Here is a 20,574-nt window from a genome sequence, read left to right as displayed (position 1 = left end):
TTCCCTTCGCGTAGGTTAGAAAAACATCTTTGTAGGCAGTTCCTGTCCATGTTTTTCTGCTTTCATCTGTTTTTCTGTGAATGAGTACCTTATCCGTTACCTAAGAAGTAACAGAAACATTTCGCCCTTGATTTCTAATACTTTATCGTTAACTATCAACCTAAACGATAGTTTCTAATGTAAGATAAATTCCCTTTATTTACCTCTGTACGTTCTTTGAGTTCAAAACCTTTTAAATAGATTTGTGTCGTTTTTATAGATTTATGCCCCAATGATTCACTGATCATTTCAATTGGCACTCCACGATACTTCGCTGTCGTTGCCCAAGAATGGCGCAGTGTATAAGAAGAAACCGGAGATTTCAACCGTAAAACTCTCGCCAAATCCTTCAAACTATTATTAAAATTCCGAAGAGCAGACTGATATTCACGGTATGCCCTTTCATCCTTCCGTTTTTTGTTACTACAAAGTATATCAAACAGATAATCCGGACAATCGGGAATGGGTTCCTGATTACTCCAGAGTTGATTTATCATCCCCCTGGCGGTATCCAATACTTCTACGCTCATGGGAGTTTTCGTCTTAATTCGATTATAGCGCAACACACTCTGATCTAAAGCTGATTTTTCCAAATGTGCTAAATCAGCAAATGACATTCCACAAAACTGAAACATCAGGGCGGCAATAATTTGTGTACGACGTAAACGTTCCGATTTGGGATCTTCATACAAAAGCTTATGTAATTCACCGGCAGACAAAGCTTTCTTTTGCCGGACATCCACACCTGTATAGACATCATGAAACAATCGAGGAACATAAGGGGCACTCCCCGCTTCCACTCCCCGATTGTAAATACTACGAAGCATACGCATATACGTAGAAATCGTATTGGGCTTCAAACCACACTCATAAAGATACTGACCATAACGTCGTAAACGTTCCTTGGTAACTTGCTTGAACGACACATTCAATGTACCACAATACCTCCCGAAAGAATAAAGGGCGTTCTTATAAACGTGCGCCGTAGAATAACGCCCTTCCTTTCGTAAACGATTGATGTAGTTCTCACCACATCGACTAAATCCATTTTTATTCATCATTTGCATCACTAGTTATTTTATATATATACTATTTGGCAAGCGACAAAAGAACAAATCTTTTTGCAGGTTCAATTTCACTTTCCAGATATTATTTTCAAATTAACATTCATTAATATTGCAAAAATTAACTAATTATGAGAAGCGAAAAATCTAAAAAAGGAAGTAAAAACAACAAAGCAAAAAGAAATGTTCAAACAGTGGAAAAAGCCCCCGGAAGACAGTCAAAGGAAGAAATCATCAGTGAAGAAGAGCTGGAAAACAGAATAGCAATCAGTGGAGATATCCGCCTTTATCTCACCATGCATTTGAGAATCTTTATCGATGGATATTTCCACCATCCTAAGAAAAAAAAGCTGATAAATCTGGCCCAATATATCTATGACCAAAAAGTATTATACATTCACAAGCATGGCGGCTATAAGTTGATGGAACTTAGCAGTATACATGCTGAATTGGCGGCATTGAAAAAGTCTGTCGAAGAAGAATATATGAAAGAGAAAAAGGAAAAAAGAGAACAGGCTGAAAAGCTTAAAAGCAAGTACTAAGAAAAAATAATGGGACAAGTGAAATATAAGGCCTACCTTCGCCGCCGTTTTCAACCGGTCGGAAAACAACAAGAATTTCTCTCAAAAAATAGTGACAGTATGCTGTTGTCATAGCGTCACTATAATGAAAGGATAGTAACGCTATGACAACAGCATACCGTCACTATCCGACAGGGGATATTTATGTTTAAATAAAAACTTAATTTTTCAATCAAAAAACAGAAGAAAATGAGACAAAAGATCAAGAAAGGCAAGTTGGAAGCTTGCAAATTGGTATGGAAAAAACGTATTACTGCCGAAAAGGGGATTTCGGATAAATGTGCGGAGAGAATTGTACAGGAGTGCATTAAACTAATAGAACACATGTTGTATGGAAATGCAATGATAGCTTTTCATAAGCAGGATGGTACGTTCTGCCTGGAAAGAGGAACACTGGTAGGATATGAAAAATTCTTTCATAGAGAATTTAATATCACAGTACAACAAGAGTCTATTATCTATTGGAGTGAAGAACAAAAAGGATGGAGAAGATTCATGATCGGAAACCTGATGGAATGGAAAGCTATTGTATAGTTTATAATAAAAAAATATTTAATAATGAATATGATTAATAAAGGGATACCTTACTTCCCGACACCGGCAAACTTTTTTGACGAAGAGGTTATGGAGTTATTAGAAGCAAAATTCGGAGTGTTAGCTTCTTACATGGTCATGCGGTTACTTTGCAAAATCTATAAAGAGGGATATTACATCTCTTGGGGGAAAGAACAAAATCTAATTTTCGTCCGCAAAGTAGGTGGCGGGATCAAAGAGGACATGATGGAAAAGATTGTCGACCTGTTATTGGAAAAAGGATTTTTCCATAAAGAAACCTACGAGAAACACGGTATACTCACTTCGGAACAGATTCAAAGAGTGTGGTTCGAAGCTACAACACGAAGAAAAATAGATTTCTCACAACTACCTTATTTATTAGAGACCAAACAGAGAAAAAGGATACACAAGGATGAGTTGAACAAGGAAAATGCTAACATTTTTCCAACTCAAGAGGAGGTGAGTTCAGAAAATGCAGACATTTCTCGACAAACTAAACTAAAGGAAACTAAACTAAATACTGAAGAAGAAGAAATAAGCGATGCTTCGTTTGAAATTCCGGGGTATGCATACAATCAGGCCACACACAACATGAACGGGCTGATAGAAAGCCTGGAACGCCACAAAGTGACTAATTTGAAGGAGAGGCAGACAATTCTCCGGTTATCAGACTATGGCAGGAAAGGCACCCAAGTATGGAAACTACTCTCCAATACGGCCTGGAGCAAAATCGGAGCACCGGGGAAATATATCATTGCAGCACTAGCCAGCGGACGGAAATAAACCGACTGATTAAAAGCTGATAAAAAAGGTACGAAAAATCTGTGCTTTTCACAAATTCTTCGTACCTTTACGCTCCGGTAAAACAAGTTCTATCCACATAAAAGATAACAAAATGGAAAACAGAAGTTTAGTAACCATTGCCGAACATTCTAAAGAAAAAATCCTCTACATGCTCGAAATGGCGAAGCAGTTTGAAATGAACCCCAATCGCCGGTTATTACAAGGAAAAGTAGTAGCAACCCTGTTCTTCGAACCTTCCACCCGTACCCGCTTGAGTTTTGAAACAGCTGCCAACCGTCTCGGTGCACGAGTAATCGGATTCTCTGACCCCAAGGCCACCAGCTCTTCTAAAGGGGAAACACTTAAAGACACGATCATGATGGTGAGTAACTATGCAGATATTATCGTCATGCGACACTATCTCGAAGGAGCTGCACGATATGCCAGCGAAGTAGCCCCGGTACCCATTGTCAATGCAGGTGACGGAGCTAACCAGCACCCGTCGCAGACGATGCTCGATCTTTACTCTATCTACAAGACGCAAGGAACGCTGGAAAATCTGAATATTTTCCTGGTGGGTGACTTGAAATACGGCCGCACCGTACATTCTTTGCTGATGGCGATGCGACACTTTAATCCGACTTTCCATTTTATCGCTCCCGAAGAATTGAAAATGCCGGAAGAATACAAACTTTACTGCAAAACGCACCAAATAAAATACGTTGAACATACAGACTTTTCCGAAGAGATTATCGCCGACGCCGATATTCTGTATATGACCCGTGTGCAACGCGAACGTTTCACCGACCTGATGGAATATGAACGGGTGAAGAATGTATATATTCTCCGTAACAAAATGTTGGAAAACACACGTCCGAACCTGCGTATCCTGCATCCGCTTCCCCGTGTCAACGAAATTGCTTACGATGTGGATGACAACCCGAAAGCATATTATTTCCAACAGGCACAAAACGGTCTGTATGCCCGCGAAGCAATCCTTTGCGATGTATTAGGTATCACATTAGAGGACGTTAAAAACGATATTTTATTATGAGCGAAAATAAACAAGCATTGCAAGTAGCTGCCCTGAAAAACGGAACAGTGATTGACCATATCCCATCTGAAAAGCTCTTCACCGTAGTGCAACTGCTCGGTGTGGAACAAATGACAAGCAATATCACGATCGGATTCAACCTCGACAGCAAAAAACTAGGCAAAAAAGGGATCATCAAAATTGCAGATAAATTCTTTTGTGACGAAGAGATCAACCGTATTTCGGTAGTAGCACCGCACGTCAAACTGAACATTATCCGCGATTACGAGGTAGTAGAAAAGAAAGAGGTAAAAATGCCGGATGAGCTTCGTGGCATCGTGAAATGTGCCAATCCGAAATGTATTACCAACAATGAACCGATGAGCACCATCTTTCATGTGATAGATAAGGATAATTGCATCGTGAAATGCCATTATTGCGAAAAAGAACAGAAACGAGAAGAGATAACAATCCTCTAACTTCAGCTCACCACAGATTACACGGATTCACACAGATTTTTATTTTATGGAATAATAATATCTATATCTGTGTTAATCTGTGTAATCTGTGGTAAAAAAATGACAACTATGAAACAGGACTGGAAACCAGGAACGATGATTTATCCGCTGCCGGCTGTACTAGTCAGTTGCGGAAAAGAGGAAAGCGAATATAATATGTTCACAGTAGCATGGACGGGTACGATTTGCACGAATCCGCCCATGTGTTATATATCCGTACGTCCGGAACGCCATTCATACGATATTATCAAAAAAAATATGGAGTTTGTCATCAACCTGACAACCAAAGATATGGCTTTTGCCACCGACTGGTGTGGCGTTCGTTCGGGACGTGATTATCATAAATTCGAAGAGATGAAACTGACACCCGGACCGTGTACGGTGGTCAGCGCACCGCTGATTGAAGAATCACCCCTTTGCATTGAATGTCGTGTAAAAGAAATCATCTCTCTTGGTTCACATGATATGTTTATTGCCGACGTGGTAAATGTGCGTGCTGATGACCGGAACCTGAACCCCGAAACCGGAAAGCTGGAACTGGCGGAAGCTAATCCGCTGGTATATGTGCACGGAGGATATTACAATTTGGGAGAGAAAATCGGTAAGTTCGGTTGGAGTGTAGAAAAGAAAAAATCATAAAAGGAACGATACTGTCATGGATATGCTGCGTAAATTCATTTTTTTAGGTTTATTAGTTGCAGCCGGCAGCCCGGTTGTCGGACAGAATTATAACGCAGACAGAGTAGACCGTCCCAACACAAAAAAAATAAATATCGGTATCAAGGCGGGCTTCAACTCTTCCATGTTCATGGTGTCTGAACTGAAAATTAAAGATGTGACTATCGATGAGGTGCAGAATAACTATAAGATAGGTTATTTCGGTGCTCTCTTCATGCGCATCAATATGAAAAAGCATTTCATTCAGCCTGAAGTGTCGTATAATGTAAGCAAATGTGAGATTACGTTCGACAAACTCGGCTCCCAGCATCCTGCCATCGAGCCTGATTACGCATCGGTGCAATCGGTGTTGCACAGTGTCGATTTTCCCGTTCTATATGGATATAACGTAGTGAAAAAAGGACCTTACGGAATGTCTATCTTCGCAGGTCCCAAGCTTCGCTACCTATGGGGAAAGCACAATGAAATCACTTTTAAGAATTTCGACCAAAAGGGTATTCACGAAAAGTTGTATCCGTTCAATGTCAGCGCAGTAATTGGCGTAGGTGTCAACATCTCACGTATCTTCTTCGATTTCCGCTACGAACAAGGTATAGGAAACATCTCCAAGTCTATCATTTATGACAATATCAACTCCGACGGCAGTACGGGGGTGAGCAACATTATTTTCCGTCGCCGTGACAGCGCGTTAAGTTTTTCATTGGGATTCATTCTTTAAGAATAAAATATCATTAAATCCCGCTTTTTACTAACATTTTTCTTACTGTTCCTTCATTCTTTATTTATTTTCATTAACTTTGTGCGCTTAAAATAGGTATCTCGAATTAGAAATTTAATCTTACTTATAAAAGAATGAAAAGAGACGACATCATTTTCGACATCATCGAAAAAGAGCATCAACGTCAGTTGAAAGGAATCGAGCTGATTGCATCAGAAAACTTTGTGAGTGACCAGGTAATGCAGGCAATGGGTTCTTGCCTGACTAACAAGTACGCAGAAGGTTATCCCGGCAAACGTTACTACGGAGGTTGCGAAGTAGTAGACCAAAGCGAACAAATCGCTATCGACCGCCTGAAAGAAATTTTCGGCGCTGAATGGGCAAACGTACAGCCACACTCGGGAGCACAAGCTAATGCTGCTGTTTTCCTTGCTGTTCTGAATCCGGGCGACAAATTCATGGGATTAAATCTGGCACACGGCGGACACCTGTCTCACGGTTCATTAGTGAACACTTCCGGTATCATCTATACTCCTTGCGAATATAACTTGAATCAGGAAACAGGACGCGTTGATTACGACCAGATGGAAGAAGTCGCTCTTCGTGAAAAACCAAAAATGATTATCGGTGGTGGTTCTGCATACTCTCGTGAATGGGATTACAAACGTATGCGTGAAATCGCTGACAAAGTAGGCGCTATCCTGATGATCGACATGGCTCATCCTGCCGGTCTGATCGCTGCCGGAGTGCTCGAAAATCCGGTTAAATATGCACATATCGTCACTTCTACTACACATAAAACACTTCGCGGACCTCGTGGTGGTGTCATCATGATGGGTAAAGATTTCCCCAATCCATGGGGTAAGAAAACTCCGAAAGGTGAGATCAAGATGATGTCTCAATTACTGGATTCTGCCGTTTTCCCGGGTATCCAAGGCGGACCATTGGAACATGTAATTGCTGCTAAAGCAGTTGCTTTCGGTGAAATCCTGCAACCTGAATTTAAGGAATATGCTAAACAAGTACAGAAGAATGCTGCCGTACTTGCACAGGCTTTGATCGACCGTGGCTTTACAATCGTTTCCGGTGGTACAGACAATCACTCTATGTTGGTCGACCTGCGTAGCAAATATCCTGATCTGACAGGTAAAATGGCAGAAAAAGCATTGGTTTCTGCTGATATTACCGTTAACAAGAACATGGTTCCGTTCGACAGTCGTTCGGCTTTCCAGACTTCTGGTATCCGCTTGGGTACTCCTGCCATCACTACTCGTGGTGCAAAAGAAGACTTGATGATCGAAATTGCTGAAATGATCGAGACTGTATTGTCTAACGTAGAAAATGAGGAAGTTATTGCACAAGTACGTGCACGTGTCAATGAGACAATGAAAAAATATCCTCTTTTCGCTGACTAAAACACTATTTTAAAGCTAGTAGTTGTAAACTGTTATTAGCTTAATGCCCATTTAAGGTCTGCTCTTCACGAAAGGAGCAGACCTTTTTTTATTTATTAACGGTCCCGTTCGAACCATCCGCCCGGTATTTCGTTTTTCTTACTATAAAAGAAATATATGATGTCATATATCGCTCGCAACAAGGACGAATTCAACCGTACAGTGTGCAAGAAGAGAAAACAGAAGCGCACTGGACTCTATATACAGTCATCCCCGTCTTTCCACATTCATTTTATAGGGAAAGACGGGGATTTATTTTTACCGCCGTAAAGCCGGAACAAGTGTTCTTTATTTAAAGTGTTATCAGCTTAATCCTTCAATTTCCCCATCCACAATATCGATATACAATGCTTGCGGTTCTTTGGGTAATCCCGGCATACGAAGAATTTCTCCGGCAATGGCCACAATCATTTCCGCTCCGTTATTGATTACAATATCTTTAATATGGAATTCGAAGTTGTTCACCGCACCATAAATCTTAGGATCGGCAGAGAATGAATATTGTGTTTTAGCAATACAAACCGGATAATGAGTGATTCCCATTTTCTCGATCAGTTTGATACGGTTGCGCGCAATACTGCTGTAAGTAATAACGCTGGCTCCATAAATATTAGTGGCCACCTTTTCGATCTTCTGCTGTATACTATCTTCTTCCTTATACGTATAACGCAGAGGTTCGGACGGATTATTTTCTATTGTATCTACTACCAAGCGAGCCATATCTACTGCCCCCTCTCCTCCTTCACTGAACGCATTGTTGATGGCGAAACCTACTCCCAACTGTTCGCAATGCTCACGCAACAATTCCATTTCTTCATCCGTATCGGACGCAAACTTATTGAAAGCTACGATAATCGTCTGACCGAATGAACGAAGATTACGAACGTGCTTGTCCAGATTACGCAATCCTTCTTTCAGTCCTTCCATATTCGGTTCTTTGATACGGTCGAGACTGACACCTCCGTGCATCTTCAATCCTTGTGCCGTAGCGACGATCACCGTGAGACGCGGTTGGAGTCCGCTCTTACGACATTTGATATTATAAAACTTCTCTGCGCCGAGATCGGCACCGAATCCGGCTTCCGTAATCACATAATCACCGAAAGACATAGCCAGTTTAGTAGCCAGAATAGAGTTACAACCATGCGCAATATTAGCGAACGGACCACCATGTACAAAAGCGGCGCTTCCTTCGGTAGTCTGCACCAGATTAGGATGGATAGCATCTTTCAGCAACACAGTGATAGCTCCTGCCACTCCTAAATCTTTTACGGTAAAAGGCTGGTCCTCATAAGTGAAACCTAACAGGATATTTTCGATACGGCGACGCAAATCAATCACATCTTTGGAAAGGCAAAGAATCGCCATAATCTCCGAAGCAGGAGTAATATCGAAACCGGACTCTTGGGTAATCCCATTTGATTTGGGTCCGAGACCGACAACGATGCTGCGCAACGAACGGTCGTTCACGTCGAGCACTCTCCGCCAAAGAATTTCTTTCAGTCCGAAACCTTTTGCCTGGTTCTGATAGAGATAATTGTCGAGCAAAGCGGAAATCATGTTATGGGCAGAAGTGATGGCATGAAAGTCCCCAGTGAAATGGAGGTTAATCTTATCCATCGGAAGCACTTGCGCGTATCCTCCACCAGCTGCTCCCCCCTTCATACCGAAACAAGGACCGAGAGACGGCTCGCGAAGAGCGACAATCGCATTCTTTCCAATCTTATTCAACCCCAGAGCAAGACCGATAGATACCGTAGTTTTGCCAATGCCCGCTTTGGTTGCCGTGATAGCAGTGACCAGGATGAGATTGCTTTTCTTCACTTTCTCTTCATCAATCAGTTGTTCGGGAATCTTTGCGATATAGCGACCATAATTTTCCACTTCCTCGCGAGGGATTCCGATACATTCGGCAACTTGCTTTATCTTCTTCAGCTCAATGCTGCGAGCTATTTCTATGTCTGATTTCATACAGAATATGATTAGTTTTATTTTTGAAAGAACAAAAGTATAACAAAAAAGCGAAATAGAGAAATTTAAAGTTCACTGGATATTTATATATCATTGGTGGTGAACAGGTCATAAATATCCTTATCTTTTCTCTCCAATTCCTCTTCTTCTGGAGTGTCCGCCATTCTGCATCCGAAAATAAGATACTGGAAATAACAATATTCCTGATCAGACAGTACATTTCTTAGGTGTTGATGCAATTTATACAATACTTCTCCTTCCGTAAATTCAATTCCGTTATCAGCTTCCAGATCGTGCATTTCCATGTTCTTTGTCTGTGGATTATAGTAACTGAGAGCAAAGGAGGGCTGCTCAATGACTACGGTATCCGGATTCCAAAAATGCTTTCCATGTTCTGTCTGAAACGCCATTGCTTCTTTGATAAAAGCACGATAATCGGGATAATCCGTATTTGTAAATTCCCAAACAACGTCTGCCATCACTATATCATCATCCAAAGACGAATACATGGATAGATTACATCGCATCTCTTTTCCCGGTTCCCATCCTTTATAAATCCATATATTGGCTGTATCCAGATGACCCATTTTATCTAATTGATCCATATATGGAACAAGTGCATTTTGGAATTTATACATCCACTCGTCTAAACTGATGCTCTTTCCATTGTCCGGAAGAATCTCTATTTCAAAGTTGGCAGAACCTTCAATTGTTTTTTCATTATATTGGACCACATTATATCGAATCAAAATACGCGGTGTCTCGTATATTTCATGATATTCATCTTCCAGATCCCATTCCAGACGGTAATGTTCCAATTCGTCCTTAAACTGCTCGAATGTTTCGTATTTCTTATTCTTGAAATTCCACGGAAAATAAACATAATTTTGATAAGGACTCTCGTTATTTGTCTTCCGTATACGGAATACTTTCTTCATTATGGAATTAAGCTTACCGTAACAGAGAAGGAAATCAAGCAGGAGAAGAAGGCAGACGAAAAGTATCCAGTTCCAGTTTTGGAGCGTATATTTTTCCACATCGACAGCCAATTTCATTGTTTCAGCATCGTAACGGACAGGAATACCGTCTTCCGAATAGCTTCTGTCAAAAGTACATTCGCCTTCGGATATAGCTACTGCAATACTATCAGCAGTGACAAAATTGAAACCATTATAGTCGTACTTGGCGACGTACTCCTGCCCTGTCTTTCTAATAATCAGTTCGTCAATATTCGAATATAAAGAAGCAAGCATATAATAGAGTGCGATGCTCTGCATGAAAACAATATATATTAATAAAAAGAACATTCCTTCTTCTTTGCTGGCAGGAGGGAATACTTTTTTCGACATCAGCCAGGTTAGGAGAATTGCGATAAGCAACGAGAGTAATACAAGAACTACGGTAGAACCTTCTCCGATAGAGTTGGAGATATAATCTACCCGGGGCGATACGTTAATCCAGCTTACTGTTTCACCGTCCCCATCCTCTTTGATGGAAATACGATAAGATGTATTGAATACCCATTTTTTATGATCATAGTTTCCGGTTCCCATCAGATGACGCAAGCTGTCCTGCTCCCGAAGTTCGGCTATTTTCCGCTCTTTTTCCTTTTGTAAGTTCTCTTGTTCCTGCTTTCTCTTCTCCGCTATTTGCACACGTGCAGAGTGGATATAAAGAAATAGTCTTGATGCTCTATCCGGTGAGATTACGTAGGAGCTCAAAAGTTTGCAGGATTCAATATCTTTCAAACTAATATTGAGTCCCTCTGTCTGTTGCAGCCAAAAGGCCAATGCCGCTATTTCGGTATTAGACCTTAACCGCCGCGCCTCGCTACTTGAATATGCCCGATAAATCAAGAAATCTTTTTTTTCTTGTGGGGTAAGCTCCTTTCCTTTTTCTTTTCTCTCATTTAACATTCTACGTAACTCAAGGGTATCTTGGGTTGACATCAATTCAATCTTGGTTGGTAAAGAGTTTTTTTCCTTTTCTTGTGCCTGAACAGGAAAAAGCAGGAATAAACACAGAAATCCGAACAGTAATTTTGCCTTTGTCATTATGTTTGTTATTTATTATAAAGGTGACAAATATAACACAATAAACGCTATGCTCAAACGGCAACGGTAAAAATCTATCCGTGCCACCGGTATATCGAATTAAAATAAAATCCACGTAAGGCAACAAACTCTTTTCACGCAATAACTGTTGTAAATGACATAACCTAAAACAACAACTTAATTATGGAATGGATTATTAATCAACTAAGGGTACACCCTGAACTTGCTATTTTCCTGACGCTCTTTGCCGGATTCTGGCTGGGCAGACTCAAAATAGGGAAATTCTCATTGGGGACAGTCACCAGTGTTCTGCTGGTCGGAGTGTTGGTCGGGCAACTGAATATCACTGTAGATGGTCCGATGAAAGCTGTGTTCTTTCTGCTTTTCCTGTTTGCCGTCGGCTATAAGGTAGGTCCGCAGTTTTTTCGCGGATTGAAAAAGGATGGGCTGCCACAGGTGGGATTCGCTGTACTGATGTGTATTGTTAGCTTGGTAGCACCGTGGATACTCGCCAAAATCATGGGATACCATGTAGGCGAAGCTGCCGGACTTTTGGCAGGCTCACAGACCATATCCGCCGTGATCGGTGTGGCAAGTGATACAATCAACCAATTAGGAATCAGCGATGCACAAAAAACAACATTCATCAATGCGATTCCGGTAGCTTACGCGGTAACTTATATCTTCGGTACAGCCGGTTCTGCATGGATTCTGGCTTCTCTCGGTCCCAAAATGCTGGGCGGACTGGATAAGGTGAAAGCCGACTGCAAAGAACTGGAGGCTCAAATGGGAACATCGGAAGCTGATGAACCCGGATTTTCCCCAGCTCTTCGTCCGGTGGTATTCCGTGCCTATAAAATCACCAATGAATGGTTCGCCAAAGGAAAGAAAGTCAGTGAACTCGAAACATATTTATGCAAGAATGATAAACGTCTGTTTGTAGAACGGATTCGTCAAAGAGGAGTGGTGAAAGATGTCGATCCGAACCTGATTCTTCGCAAAAACGACGAAGTGGTACTAAGCGGACGCCGTGAGTTTGTAATCGGAGAAGAAGACTGGATCGGTCCGGAAGTAATCGACGCACAATTACTGGATTTTCCGGCAGAAACTCTTCCTGTAATGGTGACTCACCGGACGTTTGCCGGGGAAACGATTGCCAAAATCCGGGCACAGAAGTTCATGCACGGAGTCAGTATCCGTAACATCAAGCGTGCCGGAATCAATGTTCCGGTATTATCCCAAACGATAGTAGATTCGGGAGATATTCTTGAGCTCACCGGTCTTAAACATGAAGTGGAAGGCGCTGCTAAACAAATGGGTTACATTGACCGTCCGACCAATCAGACGGATATGATTTTCGTCGGGCTGGGCATTTTGCTCGGTGGTCTTTTCGGTGCACTGGCTATCCATCTGGGAGGTGTTCCTATCAGTCTTTCTACCAGTGGCGGCGCATTGATTGCCGGACTTCTGTTCGGTTGGTTACGCAGCAAGCATCCTACTTTCGGAGGTATCCCCGAACCCTCTTTATGGGTATTGAATAATGTAGGGCTGAATATGTTTATCGCAGTGGTCGGCATTGCTGCAGGCCCCAGTTTTATAGCCGGATTCAAGGAAGTCGGAGTCAGTCTGTTTATTGTCGGTGCACTGGCAACTGCCATCCCTCTTCTCGCAGGATTGCTGATGGCGAGATACCTGTTCAAGTTCCACCCTGCCCTTTCATTGGGATGCACGGCAGGAGCACGTACCACAACAGCGGCACTGGGAGCTATTCAGGATGCAGTGGAAAGTGATACACCCGCATTAGGGTATACAGTGACGTATGCAGTCGGCAATACGCTACTGATTATCTGGGGAGTCGTCATCGTATTGCTTATGTAAAACTATATAAATAAATATCATTATGGAAAAGAAAACAAATAACCCTGCCATTACGAAAAGTTATGCCAAGAAAATGGAAACGATCAGCCCGTTCGAGCTGAAAAACAAACTGATCGATATGGCAGACGAAAGTATCAAGAAAATAGCACATACCATGCTGAATGCGGGAAGAGGTAATCCGAACTGGATTGCTACCGAACCACGCGAAGCATTTTTTCTGTTGGGACAATTCGGACTTTGCGAATGTCGCCATGCGTTTTCACTGGAAGAAGGAATAGCAGGTATTCCGCAAAAGGCTGGAATAGCCGCCCGTTTCGAGGCTTTTCTGAAAGAGAATGAAAAAGCTCCGGGTGCTAATCTGCTGAAAGAGGGCTACAATTATATGTTGATGGAGCATGCTGCCGATCCGGATACGCTGATTCACGAATGGGCGGAATCGGTGATTGGCGACCAGTATCCTGTGCCCGACCGTATTTTACATTTTACAGAGTTAATCGTGCAGGATTACTTGGCACAAGAGATGTGTGACCGCCGTCCACCGAAAGGTACTTTTGACCTTTTCGCCACCGAAGGGGGTACGGCAGCCATGTGTTATCTGTTCGATTCTTTGCAAGAGAATTTCCTGTTGAATCAGGGAGATGCCATTGCTTTGATGGTTCCCGTGTTCACTCCTTATATAGAAATCCCGGAATTGCGACGCTATCAGTTTGACGTTACCGAAATTTCCGCCGACCAGATGACTCCTGACGGATTGCACACCTGGCAGTATAAGGATGAAGATATAGACAAGTTGAAAGATCCGCGGATCAAAGCGTTATTTATCACCAATCCGAGTAATCCGCCCAGTTACGCACTTAGCAGGGAGACTACCGAACGTATCATCAACATTGTGAAGAATGACAATCCGAACCTGATGATTATTACGGATGATGTGTATGGAACGTTTATCCCTCATTTCCGTTCATTGATGGCAGAATTGCCACATAATACGCTTTGCGTTTATTCGTTCTCCAAATATTTCGGAGCTACGGGATGGAGAACCGCAGTGATTGCTTTACACGAAGACAACATCTACGACAAAATGATTGCCCGCCTGTCGGAGGAGCAGAAATCAATATTGAACAAACGTTATTCCAGTCTTAGCCTGCAACCGGAAAAGATGAAATTTATCGACCGCATGGTGGCTGACAGCCGGCAGATTGCGCTGAATCATACCGCAGGGCTTTCTCTACCCCAACAAATGCAGATGAGTTTGTTTGCCATCTTCTCGCTTCTGGATAAAGAAGACAGTTATAAAACCAAGATGCAGGAAATTATTCATCGCCGCCTGCATGCGTTGTGGGATAACACAGGTTTCACATTGGTAGAAGATCCGCTGCGTGCCGGATATTATTCGGAGATTGATATGCTGGTATGGGCGAAGAAATTCTACGGAGATGACTTCGTTGCTTATCTGCAAAAGACATACAATCCGCTGGATGTGGTTTTCCGCCTGGCAAACGAAACCTCACTCGTGCTGTTGAATGGCGGTGGCTTTGCCGGACCGAAATGGAGCGTGCGTGTGTCACTGGCTAATCTGAATGAAGCCGATTATGTGAAAATCGGACAAAGTATCAAACGTGTGTTGGAAGAATATGCCCAAACATGGAAAGCATCAAAAGAATGAACTAAGTAGTTCATTTTATAAATGGGAATTTAATTCAGACAGAAGAACATAAGAACAAAAAATAAAATAGCAGTTAAATAAGCAACAGAAATAATTTTCAAAGCGCAGCATTTATGTTCTTTTGTTCTTATGTCTGAAATATTTCTCGCTCTTATGGCTAAAAATTAATTAGCGTTTATTTAAAGCGGGAGGTATCGACTTCTTCCCTCTTCTTCTCTTTGTATCCTCCGAATTTATAGTTAAACGAAACGCCGAACGTGCGGGTGGTCCGCATATAGTGGTTCTTTACATTCTGCAATCCGTAACGAACTTGTGTTGAAATGGTAGAGGTATTGAATATATCATCACACTTCAACGTCAGTTGCGCTTTTCCTTTCGCAAAGGTGTAACGAAGTGCCGCATCCAGGTTTCCCGAACGGGGAAGATCAAAAATTCCTTGTATGGCTTTATTTTGATAGAATCCGGTCAAGGTGAGTTTTAAATCGGGTTTGGTGGAAAAGGTGAAGGTGTTGTTCATCGTCAACACGAATGTATAGAGTTTGCGGTCAAACGGGATGTCCCAGAAATCACTGTCTTTCTGGCGATAGCGAAAGCCGATGGCTGTTATACGGGAATCCAACCATTTTTTCACCTTGAAAGGAACTGTCATCATTAATCCGGCCTGCGATGAAAAATCAAAATTGAAGAATTTGTAAATCTCCACCAAGCGTTCCGGTGATTGGTAAAGGGTTTGCATTTCGTTGTTTTTTGTATAACTATAAAAGACGGAAAAGACGTATTTGCTTTTTAGGATATAATTGAAGGTCGCTTCATAGTTCGTTGCAGGTTTGAGATAAGGATTGCCTTGAATTTCAGAATAAGCTCCCATGTAAGAAATAGCGTTTTGTACGCTCCAGTATTCAGGATATTCCTTGTCACTACTCAATGAGAGTTGCAGGACATGTCCGGCAGTGGGCATATAAGTCAGATTGGCTACCGGATAGAGGCTCCATTCATTCCAGATATCTGTATGATATTGCTCTGCTGCCAAGGAAACATCGGCCGAGAGTTTATCGCCAAAGTTCTTGCTAAGTCCTGCATAGACATTCAGAGTTTGTTCGCGACGGCGGGAGTTCATGTTATTGTCCGGCAACAGGTGGTCTGTTTCAGGATCGTAATATTTTTGGTAACTATGGTCCAAAGCGGTTGTGTAAGCTATACCATAATTCAATCCCCATCCTTTGCCTAAGTTATGTTCTTGCCCGGCATAAAAACGCCATTGGTTGATTTGTTGTTTATCCCGGCTTAAGAAATTCATCGTTTCCGTTCCCAACGTACTATATAATAACTGGCTGCCGGGAGAATGGTAGTAAGTAAATGCTGCACCTGCTTTCAGTCCGAAAGGGGTTTGATAGTCCAGCTTCACATTATGGAGCTGGCTGTCTCCCTGCGAATCGGTAACAGAGTTCTGTGCCCCGGTAGCTATGGCATAATGTTTGGAATCGGTGAAGGCTGTTGTATAAACCAGGCTTAACAGATGCTCTTCGGCGAAGGTGTAGTCCATACCGAGACGTATCTGATGACTGTTGGTACGGGAAGTCGTTATATCATCCATATCCATCTGATGCACCGAACCATCGGCCAACGTGTGAAGTGCTTCTTTCTCCGTTATCCTTCGGTCGCGATCATAAGAGTAAGAGTAAAGAAGATCTGCAGAGAATTTACGTCCGGAGTAAAGAAGGCTTCCACGTTCTGCCAAAGATTCGTAATGGTGTTGATTAAAAGCTGTATAGAGTTCTCCCTGAAGGGAAGATGCCTGTCCTGTGCCGGGAGCCAATATCAGGTTAATCATTGGTCCGCGTACCTGATAGCGTGCCGGAGCAGAATACATCACTTCTGCCTTCTCGATCCGGCTGACGGGGATCGATTTTAATAAAGCATCCAACTGTTCGACAGACAGCGTGGTTACTTTTCCGTTGATGACAATGGTTACGCTCTGTCCGCCTAATGTCAGACTGCCGTTTATATTGACTATGCCCGGAAGATTTTTCACAATGTCGTAGGCATTATCCACAGGCAGGTTGCCTACCAGTCTCGGCACGTCATACACGAGTTTGCCTTGTTCGGCTTTCACGATCGGACGTTCACCTGTAATCATCACTTCAGGCAGTTCCTGAAACAAACTATCCATATAACCTATATTCTTGATACTGTCGACAGGTTCCTGTGACTGTTGTCCAACTTGTGCTGTAGCGGATATCCACACACATAGAAGAGACATAAATAGTAAATTAATCCGTTTCATTTCGTCTTTATTTTTGGAATACGACAAAATACGGCAGAAAAAATGGAAATTTGCGTTATCACTGGCTTATCTAGTGTTATTTAGTCTTATCAAAGAGAAGGATAAGAATAGTTTCCTATTATCTTTGTCAGTATGAAATTACCGCTAAAACATATCATCATACTGGTTATCTGCTCATTAACCGGAATCTTTGTTTATCAAGCTTATTGGTTGACAGGGCTTTACCGGTCGATGAAGATGGAAATGGAGAGCAATATCAGAGATGCGATGCGGACGAGTGACTTTAACGAGATCGTGCTCCGGGTAAATGATTTGCAAAAAGATAATGTGGAACACGGTTCGCTGACGGTATCAGCCGGATATGATGCGGACGGCAATTCATTAGTGACTCAACAAACGATTTCTTATACGGATAGTAGCCGTCAGGATACGATACACTCCCGGACAGAAATAACCACGGATACGGTAAAAATCGTTGGTAATGCGGAAGATTCTACACCTGTTGCAAGTAGCGAGAATGGGCTGGATGTGTTATTGAAAAAGCAAGATTCGCTAAAGGAGCTGTTAATGAGTATTCAGCAGGGTATTCATTCGGGTGTGGATACTTATATAGATGTCAACCTGCAGCGATATGACAGTTTGCTCACCCATGTGATGAAAGAGCATAATCTCTCTATTCCTCATCACACTCTTTTGATTTATACCGGGATCAGTGCCGATTCTTCCATTGTATATACCGATACATTAGGTATTGCGGGAGATAGCAGTTATATCCCCAGTCCCAAGGCAATCCGCTATGACTATGAATTTAATATGCATCACAGCCAACGTTACCAACTGGTGTTCGAGCCAATCAATTCATTGGTATTAAAGCAGATGACAGGTATTCTGGTCACTTCATTTGTAATTCTTCTGATTCTCGGATTCTCTTTCTGGTTCCTTATCCGGACGCTCCTGAAACAGAAAACGCTGGATGAAATGAAAAGTGATTTTACCAATAATATCACGCACGAATTAAAGACTCCCATTGCCGTAGCCTATGCGGCTAATGACGCATTACTGAACTTTAACCAGGCGGAAGAGAAAAGCAAGCGCGACCAGTATTTACGCATCAGTCAGGAGCAGTTGCAAAGGCTTAGCGGGCTAGTGGAACAGATTTTATCCATGGGAATGGAGCGTCGCAAAACGTTTCGTTTGCATCCGGAGGAAATCAACCTGAAGGAGCTGATTACTCCGCTCATGGAGCAGCACCAGCTAAAAGCGGACAAGCCTGTACATATCGAATTGGATATTAAACCGGAAACGCTTGTCATTGTAGCCGACCGTACGCATTTCAGCAACATCATCAGTAATCTGATAGATAATGCAGTGAAATACTCGAAGGAGGAAGCCGAATTATCTATTTCCTGCCGACAGACAGGGGAGACAGTAACCATCAGCGTTACCGACCGGGGAATCGGGATTCCACTTGATAAACAAAAACATATATTTGATAAATTCTACCGGGTCCCGACGGGTAATCTTCATAATATAAAAGGTTACGGACTAGGACTATTCTATGTAAAGAGCATGGTCGAAAAACATGGAGGGACTATCACCGTAAAGAGTGAACCGGACAAAGGAAGCACTTTTACCATTACTTTATAAACCCATAAAATCATGAGTAAAAACAAAATTACCGTATTACTGGTAGAAGACGAACAGACGCTCGCCATGATTATCAAGGATACACTTGAAGAAAATGATTTTATCATTCATACGGCGAATGACGGCGAGGAAGGACTAAGCCTTTTCTTCGAACTTCATCCGGATGTAGTTGTAGCCGATGTGATGATGCCGAAAATGGATGGCTTTGAAATGGTACGTCGCATCCGCCAGACGGATAAACAGACTCCTGTCTTATTCCTGACTGCCCGTTCGGCCATCAATGATGTGGTGGAGGGATTTGAACTCGGAGCGAATGATTACCTGAAAAAACCTTTCGGTATACAAGAGCTGATTATCCGAATCAAAGCACTGATGGGAAAGGCTTTTCTCTTCACAGAGAACAAGGTTGCCAATCATTTTGAGATAGGAAGTTATCTGTTTGATCCTGTTGCACAAACTTTATTACACGCAGGAACGAGACAGGAACTCTCTCATCGTGAATCGGAAATCTTGAAACGGCTTTGCGAGAACCGGAATCAGGTGGTCAACACGCAGGATGTCTTGCTCGAACTTTGGGGAGATGACAGTTTTTTCAATTCCCGAAGCTTGCATGTGTTCATTACCAAATTGCGGCATAAACTCTCGCAAGATGAACAGATACGTATTATCAATGTACGGGGAATCGGTTATAAACTGATTGTCAACTAAACTCTTTAACACCGCAAAGTGCCATGAATAAAAGACATCTCACAGGATTTATGTTTTTACTTTGTACCTGTACCGTATTTGCGCAACAGGTGGAAGTGAAAAAGGATAGCATCGGTCGTGCGGTTCTTCTGCCACCGGAGCAAAAACAGCCATTAAATATGGATAAGGAGGGATTTATCTTACCCGATATGAGTGTAACGCCGAACGACAGGAAGCCAACCATTCAAACGGATAGCATGACGCTTCATATATCTCCTCCCGAATTTATAGATACTCCTTGGCCTACTCCCAGGCTAGGTACTTCTTTCGATCCTTTCAGCCGCGACTATAATCGGTCGGATATTTTCGGGATCAATGCTAATAGTTATTTAAGTACGTATAGTTTGCATAATACATATCCTACCATAGGGACGCATATTCAGGTAGGTGCCATTTATACGTATGCCCCTAATGAACGATGGGAGCTTTCAGGTGGGCTGTTCAGTGCCAAGTATACAATGCCTTCTTTCCAACATGGTGCCAGAAATGATTTTGGTTTTAGCGGTTCGGCCGCTTACCGGATTAATAATTTTCTGCGTATACGGGCTTTCGGCGAATATTCTGTGAATGGTGAACGAAATGCTTCGCAGGGGTATCTCACTCCTATCTATCCGCAAAGCGGTTATGGCATGATTCTTGAAATCAAGTTCAACGATTATATCGAACTCCATGGAGGCATGGAACGTTCATACAACCCGATGAAAAGGAAATGGGAGACGGCTCCTGTCATTTATCCGGTGATTAAATTGAAAAGATAAGTTTTTTTCTAAGAAAACATAACGGAAGCGGATAGTCAGGTGGAAATTATCTATCTTTGTGGTAAATCAACCTTTACGAAGATGAAAAAACTGATTCTATTTCTTTCGCTGATATTATCGGTCGGTTTTGCATCCGCACAGTCGGA

General features: G+C 42.3%; 17 protein-coding genes and 1 pseudogene. 14 read left to right on the top strand and 4 right to left on the bottom strand.

The window, feature by feature from the left end:
- Positions 1–155: 155 nt before the first annotated feature.
- Complete coding sequence (locus ACT8YW_RS15210) at positions 156–1,106, bottom strand: tyrosine-type DNA invertase cluster 3b (protein WP_444105915.1); 951 nt, start codon at positions 1,104–1,106, stop codon at positions 156–158.
- A gap of 128 nt (positions 1,107–1,234) precedes the next feature.
- On the opposite strand from ACT8YW_RS15210, the gene ACT8YW_RS15205 reads away from it, so the two are divergent.
- From ACT8YW_RS15205 to glyA, 8 genes are all read left to right on the top strand, one after another.
- Complete coding sequence (locus ACT8YW_RS15205) at positions 1,235–1,645, top strand: DUF4119 family protein (RefSeq protein ID WP_004315279.1); 411 nt, start codon at positions 1,235–1,237, stop codon at positions 1,643–1,645.
- 228 nt (positions 1,646–1,873) lie between these two features.
- Positions 1,874–2,218, top strand: coding sequence for an SH3 beta-barrel fold-containing protein (locus ACT8YW_RS15200; RefSeq protein ID WP_444105913.1), 345 nt, complete (start codon positions 1,874–1,876; stop codon positions 2,216–2,218).
- A 24-nt stretch (positions 2,219–2,242) separates the two neighbouring features.
- Positions 2,243–3,022 carry a DUF4373 domain-containing protein gene (locus ACT8YW_RS15195; protein ID WP_008022568.1) on the top strand — a complete coding sequence of 260 codons (780 nt, stop codon included), beginning with the start codon at positions 2,243–2,245 and terminating at the stop codon, positions 3,020–3,022.
- 112 nt (positions 3,023–3,134) lie between these two features.
- On the top strand, positions 3,135–4,076 hold the full coding sequence (pyrB, locus tag ACT8YW_RS15190; protein WP_009039538.1) for an aspartate carbamoyltransferase: 942 nt from the start codon (positions 3,135–3,137) through the stop codon (positions 4,074–4,076).
- A complete protein-coding gene (gene pyrI, locus ACT8YW_RS15185) occupies positions 4,073–4,534 on the top strand; it encodes an aspartate carbamoyltransferase regulatory subunit (RefSeq protein ID WP_004303448.1) in 462 nt (153 codons plus the stop codon). The genes pyrB and pyrI overlap by 4 nt, the downstream gene beginning before the upstream one ends.
- A gap of 108 nt (positions 4,535–4,642) precedes the next feature.
- Positions 4,643–5,212 (top strand): flavin reductase family protein, encoded by a 570-nt coding sequence (locus ACT8YW_RS15180; protein WP_444105917.1) that lies wholly within the window; start codon positions 4,643–4,645, stop codon positions 5,210–5,212.
- 16 nt (positions 5,213–5,228) lie between these two features.
- Positions 5,229–5,969: a porin family protein gene (locus ACT8YW_RS15175; protein ID WP_008019436.1), complete on the top strand. Its 741-nt coding sequence runs from the start codon at positions 5,229–5,231 to the stop codon at positions 5,967–5,969.
- A 134-nt stretch (positions 5,970–6,103) separates the two neighbouring features.
- The gene (glyA, locus tag ACT8YW_RS15170; RefSeq protein WP_444105910.1) at positions 6,104–7,384 is read left to right on the top strand and encodes a serine hydroxymethyltransferase; all 1,281 of its coding nucleotides are present in this window, start codon (positions 6,104–6,106) and stop codon (positions 7,382–7,384) included.
- A 342-nt stretch (positions 7,385–7,726) separates the two neighbouring features.
- Here glyA and ACT8YW_RS15165 read toward each other — a convergent pair whose 3' ends face one another.
- Positions 7,727–9,394 (bottom strand): formate--tetrahydrofolate ligase, encoded by a 1,668-nt coding sequence (locus ACT8YW_RS15165; RefSeq protein WP_444105908.1) that lies wholly within the window; start codon positions 9,392–9,394, stop codon positions 7,727–7,729.
- An 83-nt stretch (positions 9,395–9,477) separates the two neighbouring features.
- A complete protein-coding gene (locus tag ACT8YW_RS15160; RefSeq protein WP_444105906.1) occupies positions 9,478–11,448 on the bottom strand; it encodes a hypothetical protein in 1,971 nt (656 codons plus the stop codon).
- Positions 11,449–11,631: 183 nt separating this feature from the next.
- Here ACT8YW_RS15160 and aspT point away from each other — a divergent pair, with 183 nt between their 5' ends.
- Together aspT and aspD are read left to right on the top strand one after the other, a co-directional pair.
- Positions 11,632–13,326: an aspartate-alanine antiporter gene (gene aspT / locus ACT8YW_RS15155; protein WP_444105904.1), complete on the top strand. Its 1,695-nt coding sequence runs from the start codon at positions 11,632–11,634 to the stop codon at positions 13,324–13,326.
- A 22-nt stretch (positions 13,327–13,348) separates the two neighbouring features.
- Entirely contained in the window at positions 13,349–14,992 is a 1,644-nt protein-coding gene (gene aspD, locus ACT8YW_RS15150; RefSeq protein ID WP_444105902.1) for an aspartate 4-decarboxylase, read from the top strand.
- A 175-nt stretch (positions 14,993–15,167) separates the two neighbouring features.
- Here the strand turns inward: aspD and ACT8YW_RS15145 are convergent, their stop codons facing one another.
- On the bottom strand, positions 15,168–17,276 hold the full coding sequence (locus ACT8YW_RS15145; protein ID WP_444105900.1) for an outer membrane beta-barrel family protein: 2,109 nt from the start codon (positions 17,274–17,276) through the stop codon (positions 15,168–15,170).
- A 132-nt stretch (positions 17,277–17,408) separates the two neighbouring features.
- Here ACT8YW_RS15145 and ACT8YW_RS15140 point away from each other — a divergent pair, with 132 nt between their 5' ends.
- The 4 genes and pseudogenes from ACT8YW_RS15140 to ACT8YW_RS15125 form a co-directional block, all read left to right on the top strand.
- Positions 17,409–18,923, top strand: a complete 1,515-nt coding sequence (locus ACT8YW_RS15140; RefSeq protein WP_444105898.1) for a sensor histidine kinase — start codon at positions 17,409–17,411, stop codon at positions 18,921–18,923.
- A gap of 12 nt (positions 18,924–18,935) precedes the next feature.
- Positions 18,936–19,631 (top strand): response regulator transcription factor, encoded by a 696-nt coding sequence (locus ACT8YW_RS15135; RefSeq protein WP_444105896.1) that lies wholly within the window; start codon positions 18,936–18,938, stop codon positions 19,629–19,631.
- Positions 19,632–19,654: 23 nt separating this feature from the next.
- Positions 19,655–20,428 carry a hypothetical protein gene (locus ACT8YW_RS15130; RefSeq protein WP_444105895.1) on the top strand — a complete coding sequence of 258 codons (774 nt, stop codon included), beginning with the start codon at positions 19,655–19,657 and terminating at the stop codon, positions 20,426–20,428.
- A gap of 39 nt (positions 20,429–20,467) precedes the next feature.
- Positions 20,468–20,574: pseudogene (locus ACT8YW_RS15125) on the top strand (occludin); the annotation flags it as partial.

The organism is Bacteroides sp. (assembly GCF_052357945.1).
Taxonomy (GTDB): Bacteria; Bacteroidota; Bacteroidia; order Bacteroidales; family Bacteroidaceae; genus Bacteroides.
This window is presented reverse-complemented; position numbering and strand designations above follow the sequence as displayed.

Excerpts from the sequence above, each read along its gene's own strand:
- ACT8YW_RS15145 (WP_444105900.1), bottom strand. The coding sequence starts at position 17,276 with ATGAAACGGATTAATTTACTATTTATGTCTCTTCTATGTGTGTGGATA.
- ACT8YW_RS15180 (WP_444105917.1), top strand. The coding sequence starts at position 4,643 with ATGAAACAGGACTGGAAACCAGGAACGATGATTTATCCGCTGCCGGCT.
- aspT (WP_444105904.1), top strand. The coding sequence starts at position 11,632 with ATGGAATGGATTATTAATCAACTAAGGGTACACCCTGAACTTGCTATT.
- glyA (WP_444105910.1), top strand. The coding sequence starts at position 6,104 with ATGAAAAGAGACGACATCATTTTCGACATCATCGAAAAAGAGCATCAA.
- ACT8YW_RS15135 (WP_444105896.1), top strand. The coding sequence starts at position 18,936 with ATGAGTAAAAACAAAATTACCGTATTACTGGTAGAAGACGAACAGACG.
- ACT8YW_RS15165 (WP_444105908.1), bottom strand. The coding sequence starts at position 9,394 with ATGAAATCAGACATAGAAATAGCTCGCAGCATTGAGCTGAAGAAGATA.
- pyrI (WP_004303448.1), top strand. The coding sequence starts at position 4,073 with ATGAGCGAAAATAAACAAGCATTGCAAGTAGCTGCCCTGAAAAACGGA.
- ACT8YW_RS15175 (WP_008019436.1), top strand. The coding sequence starts at position 5,229 with ATGGATATGCTGCGTAAATTCATTTTTTTAGGTTTATTAGTTGCAGCC.
- aspD (WP_444105902.1), top strand. The coding sequence starts at position 13,349 with ATGGAAAAGAAAACAAATAACCCTGCCATTACGAAAAGTTATGCCAAG.
- pyrB (WP_009039538.1), top strand. The coding sequence starts at position 3,135 with ATGGAAAACAGAAGTTTAGTAACCATTGCCGAACATTCTAAAGAAAAA.
- ACT8YW_RS15210 (WP_444105915.1), bottom strand. The coding sequence starts at position 1,106 with ATGCAAATGATGAATAAAAATGGATTTAGTCGATGTGGTGAGAACTAC.
- ACT8YW_RS15200 (WP_444105913.1), top strand. The coding sequence starts at position 1,874 with ATGAGACAAAAGATCAAGAAAGGCAAGTTGGAAGCTTGCAAATTGGTA.
- ACT8YW_RS15195 (WP_008022568.1), top strand. The coding sequence starts at position 2,243 with ATGAATATGATTAATAAAGGGATACCTTACTTCCCGACACCGGCAAAC.
- ACT8YW_RS15130 (WP_444105895.1), top strand. The coding sequence starts at position 19,655 with ATGAATAAAAGACATCTCACAGGATTTATGTTTTTACTTTGTACCTGT.
- ACT8YW_RS15140 (WP_444105898.1), top strand. The coding sequence starts at position 17,409 with ATGAAATTACCGCTAAAACATATCATCATACTGGTTATCTGCTCATTA.
- ACT8YW_RS15205 (WP_004315279.1), top strand. The coding sequence starts at position 1,235 with ATGAGAAGCGAAAAATCTAAAAAAGGAAGTAAAAACAACAAAGCAAAA.
- ACT8YW_RS15160 (WP_444105906.1), bottom strand. The coding sequence starts at position 11,448 with ATGACAAAGGCAAAATTACTGTTCGGATTTCTGTGTTTATTCCTGCTT.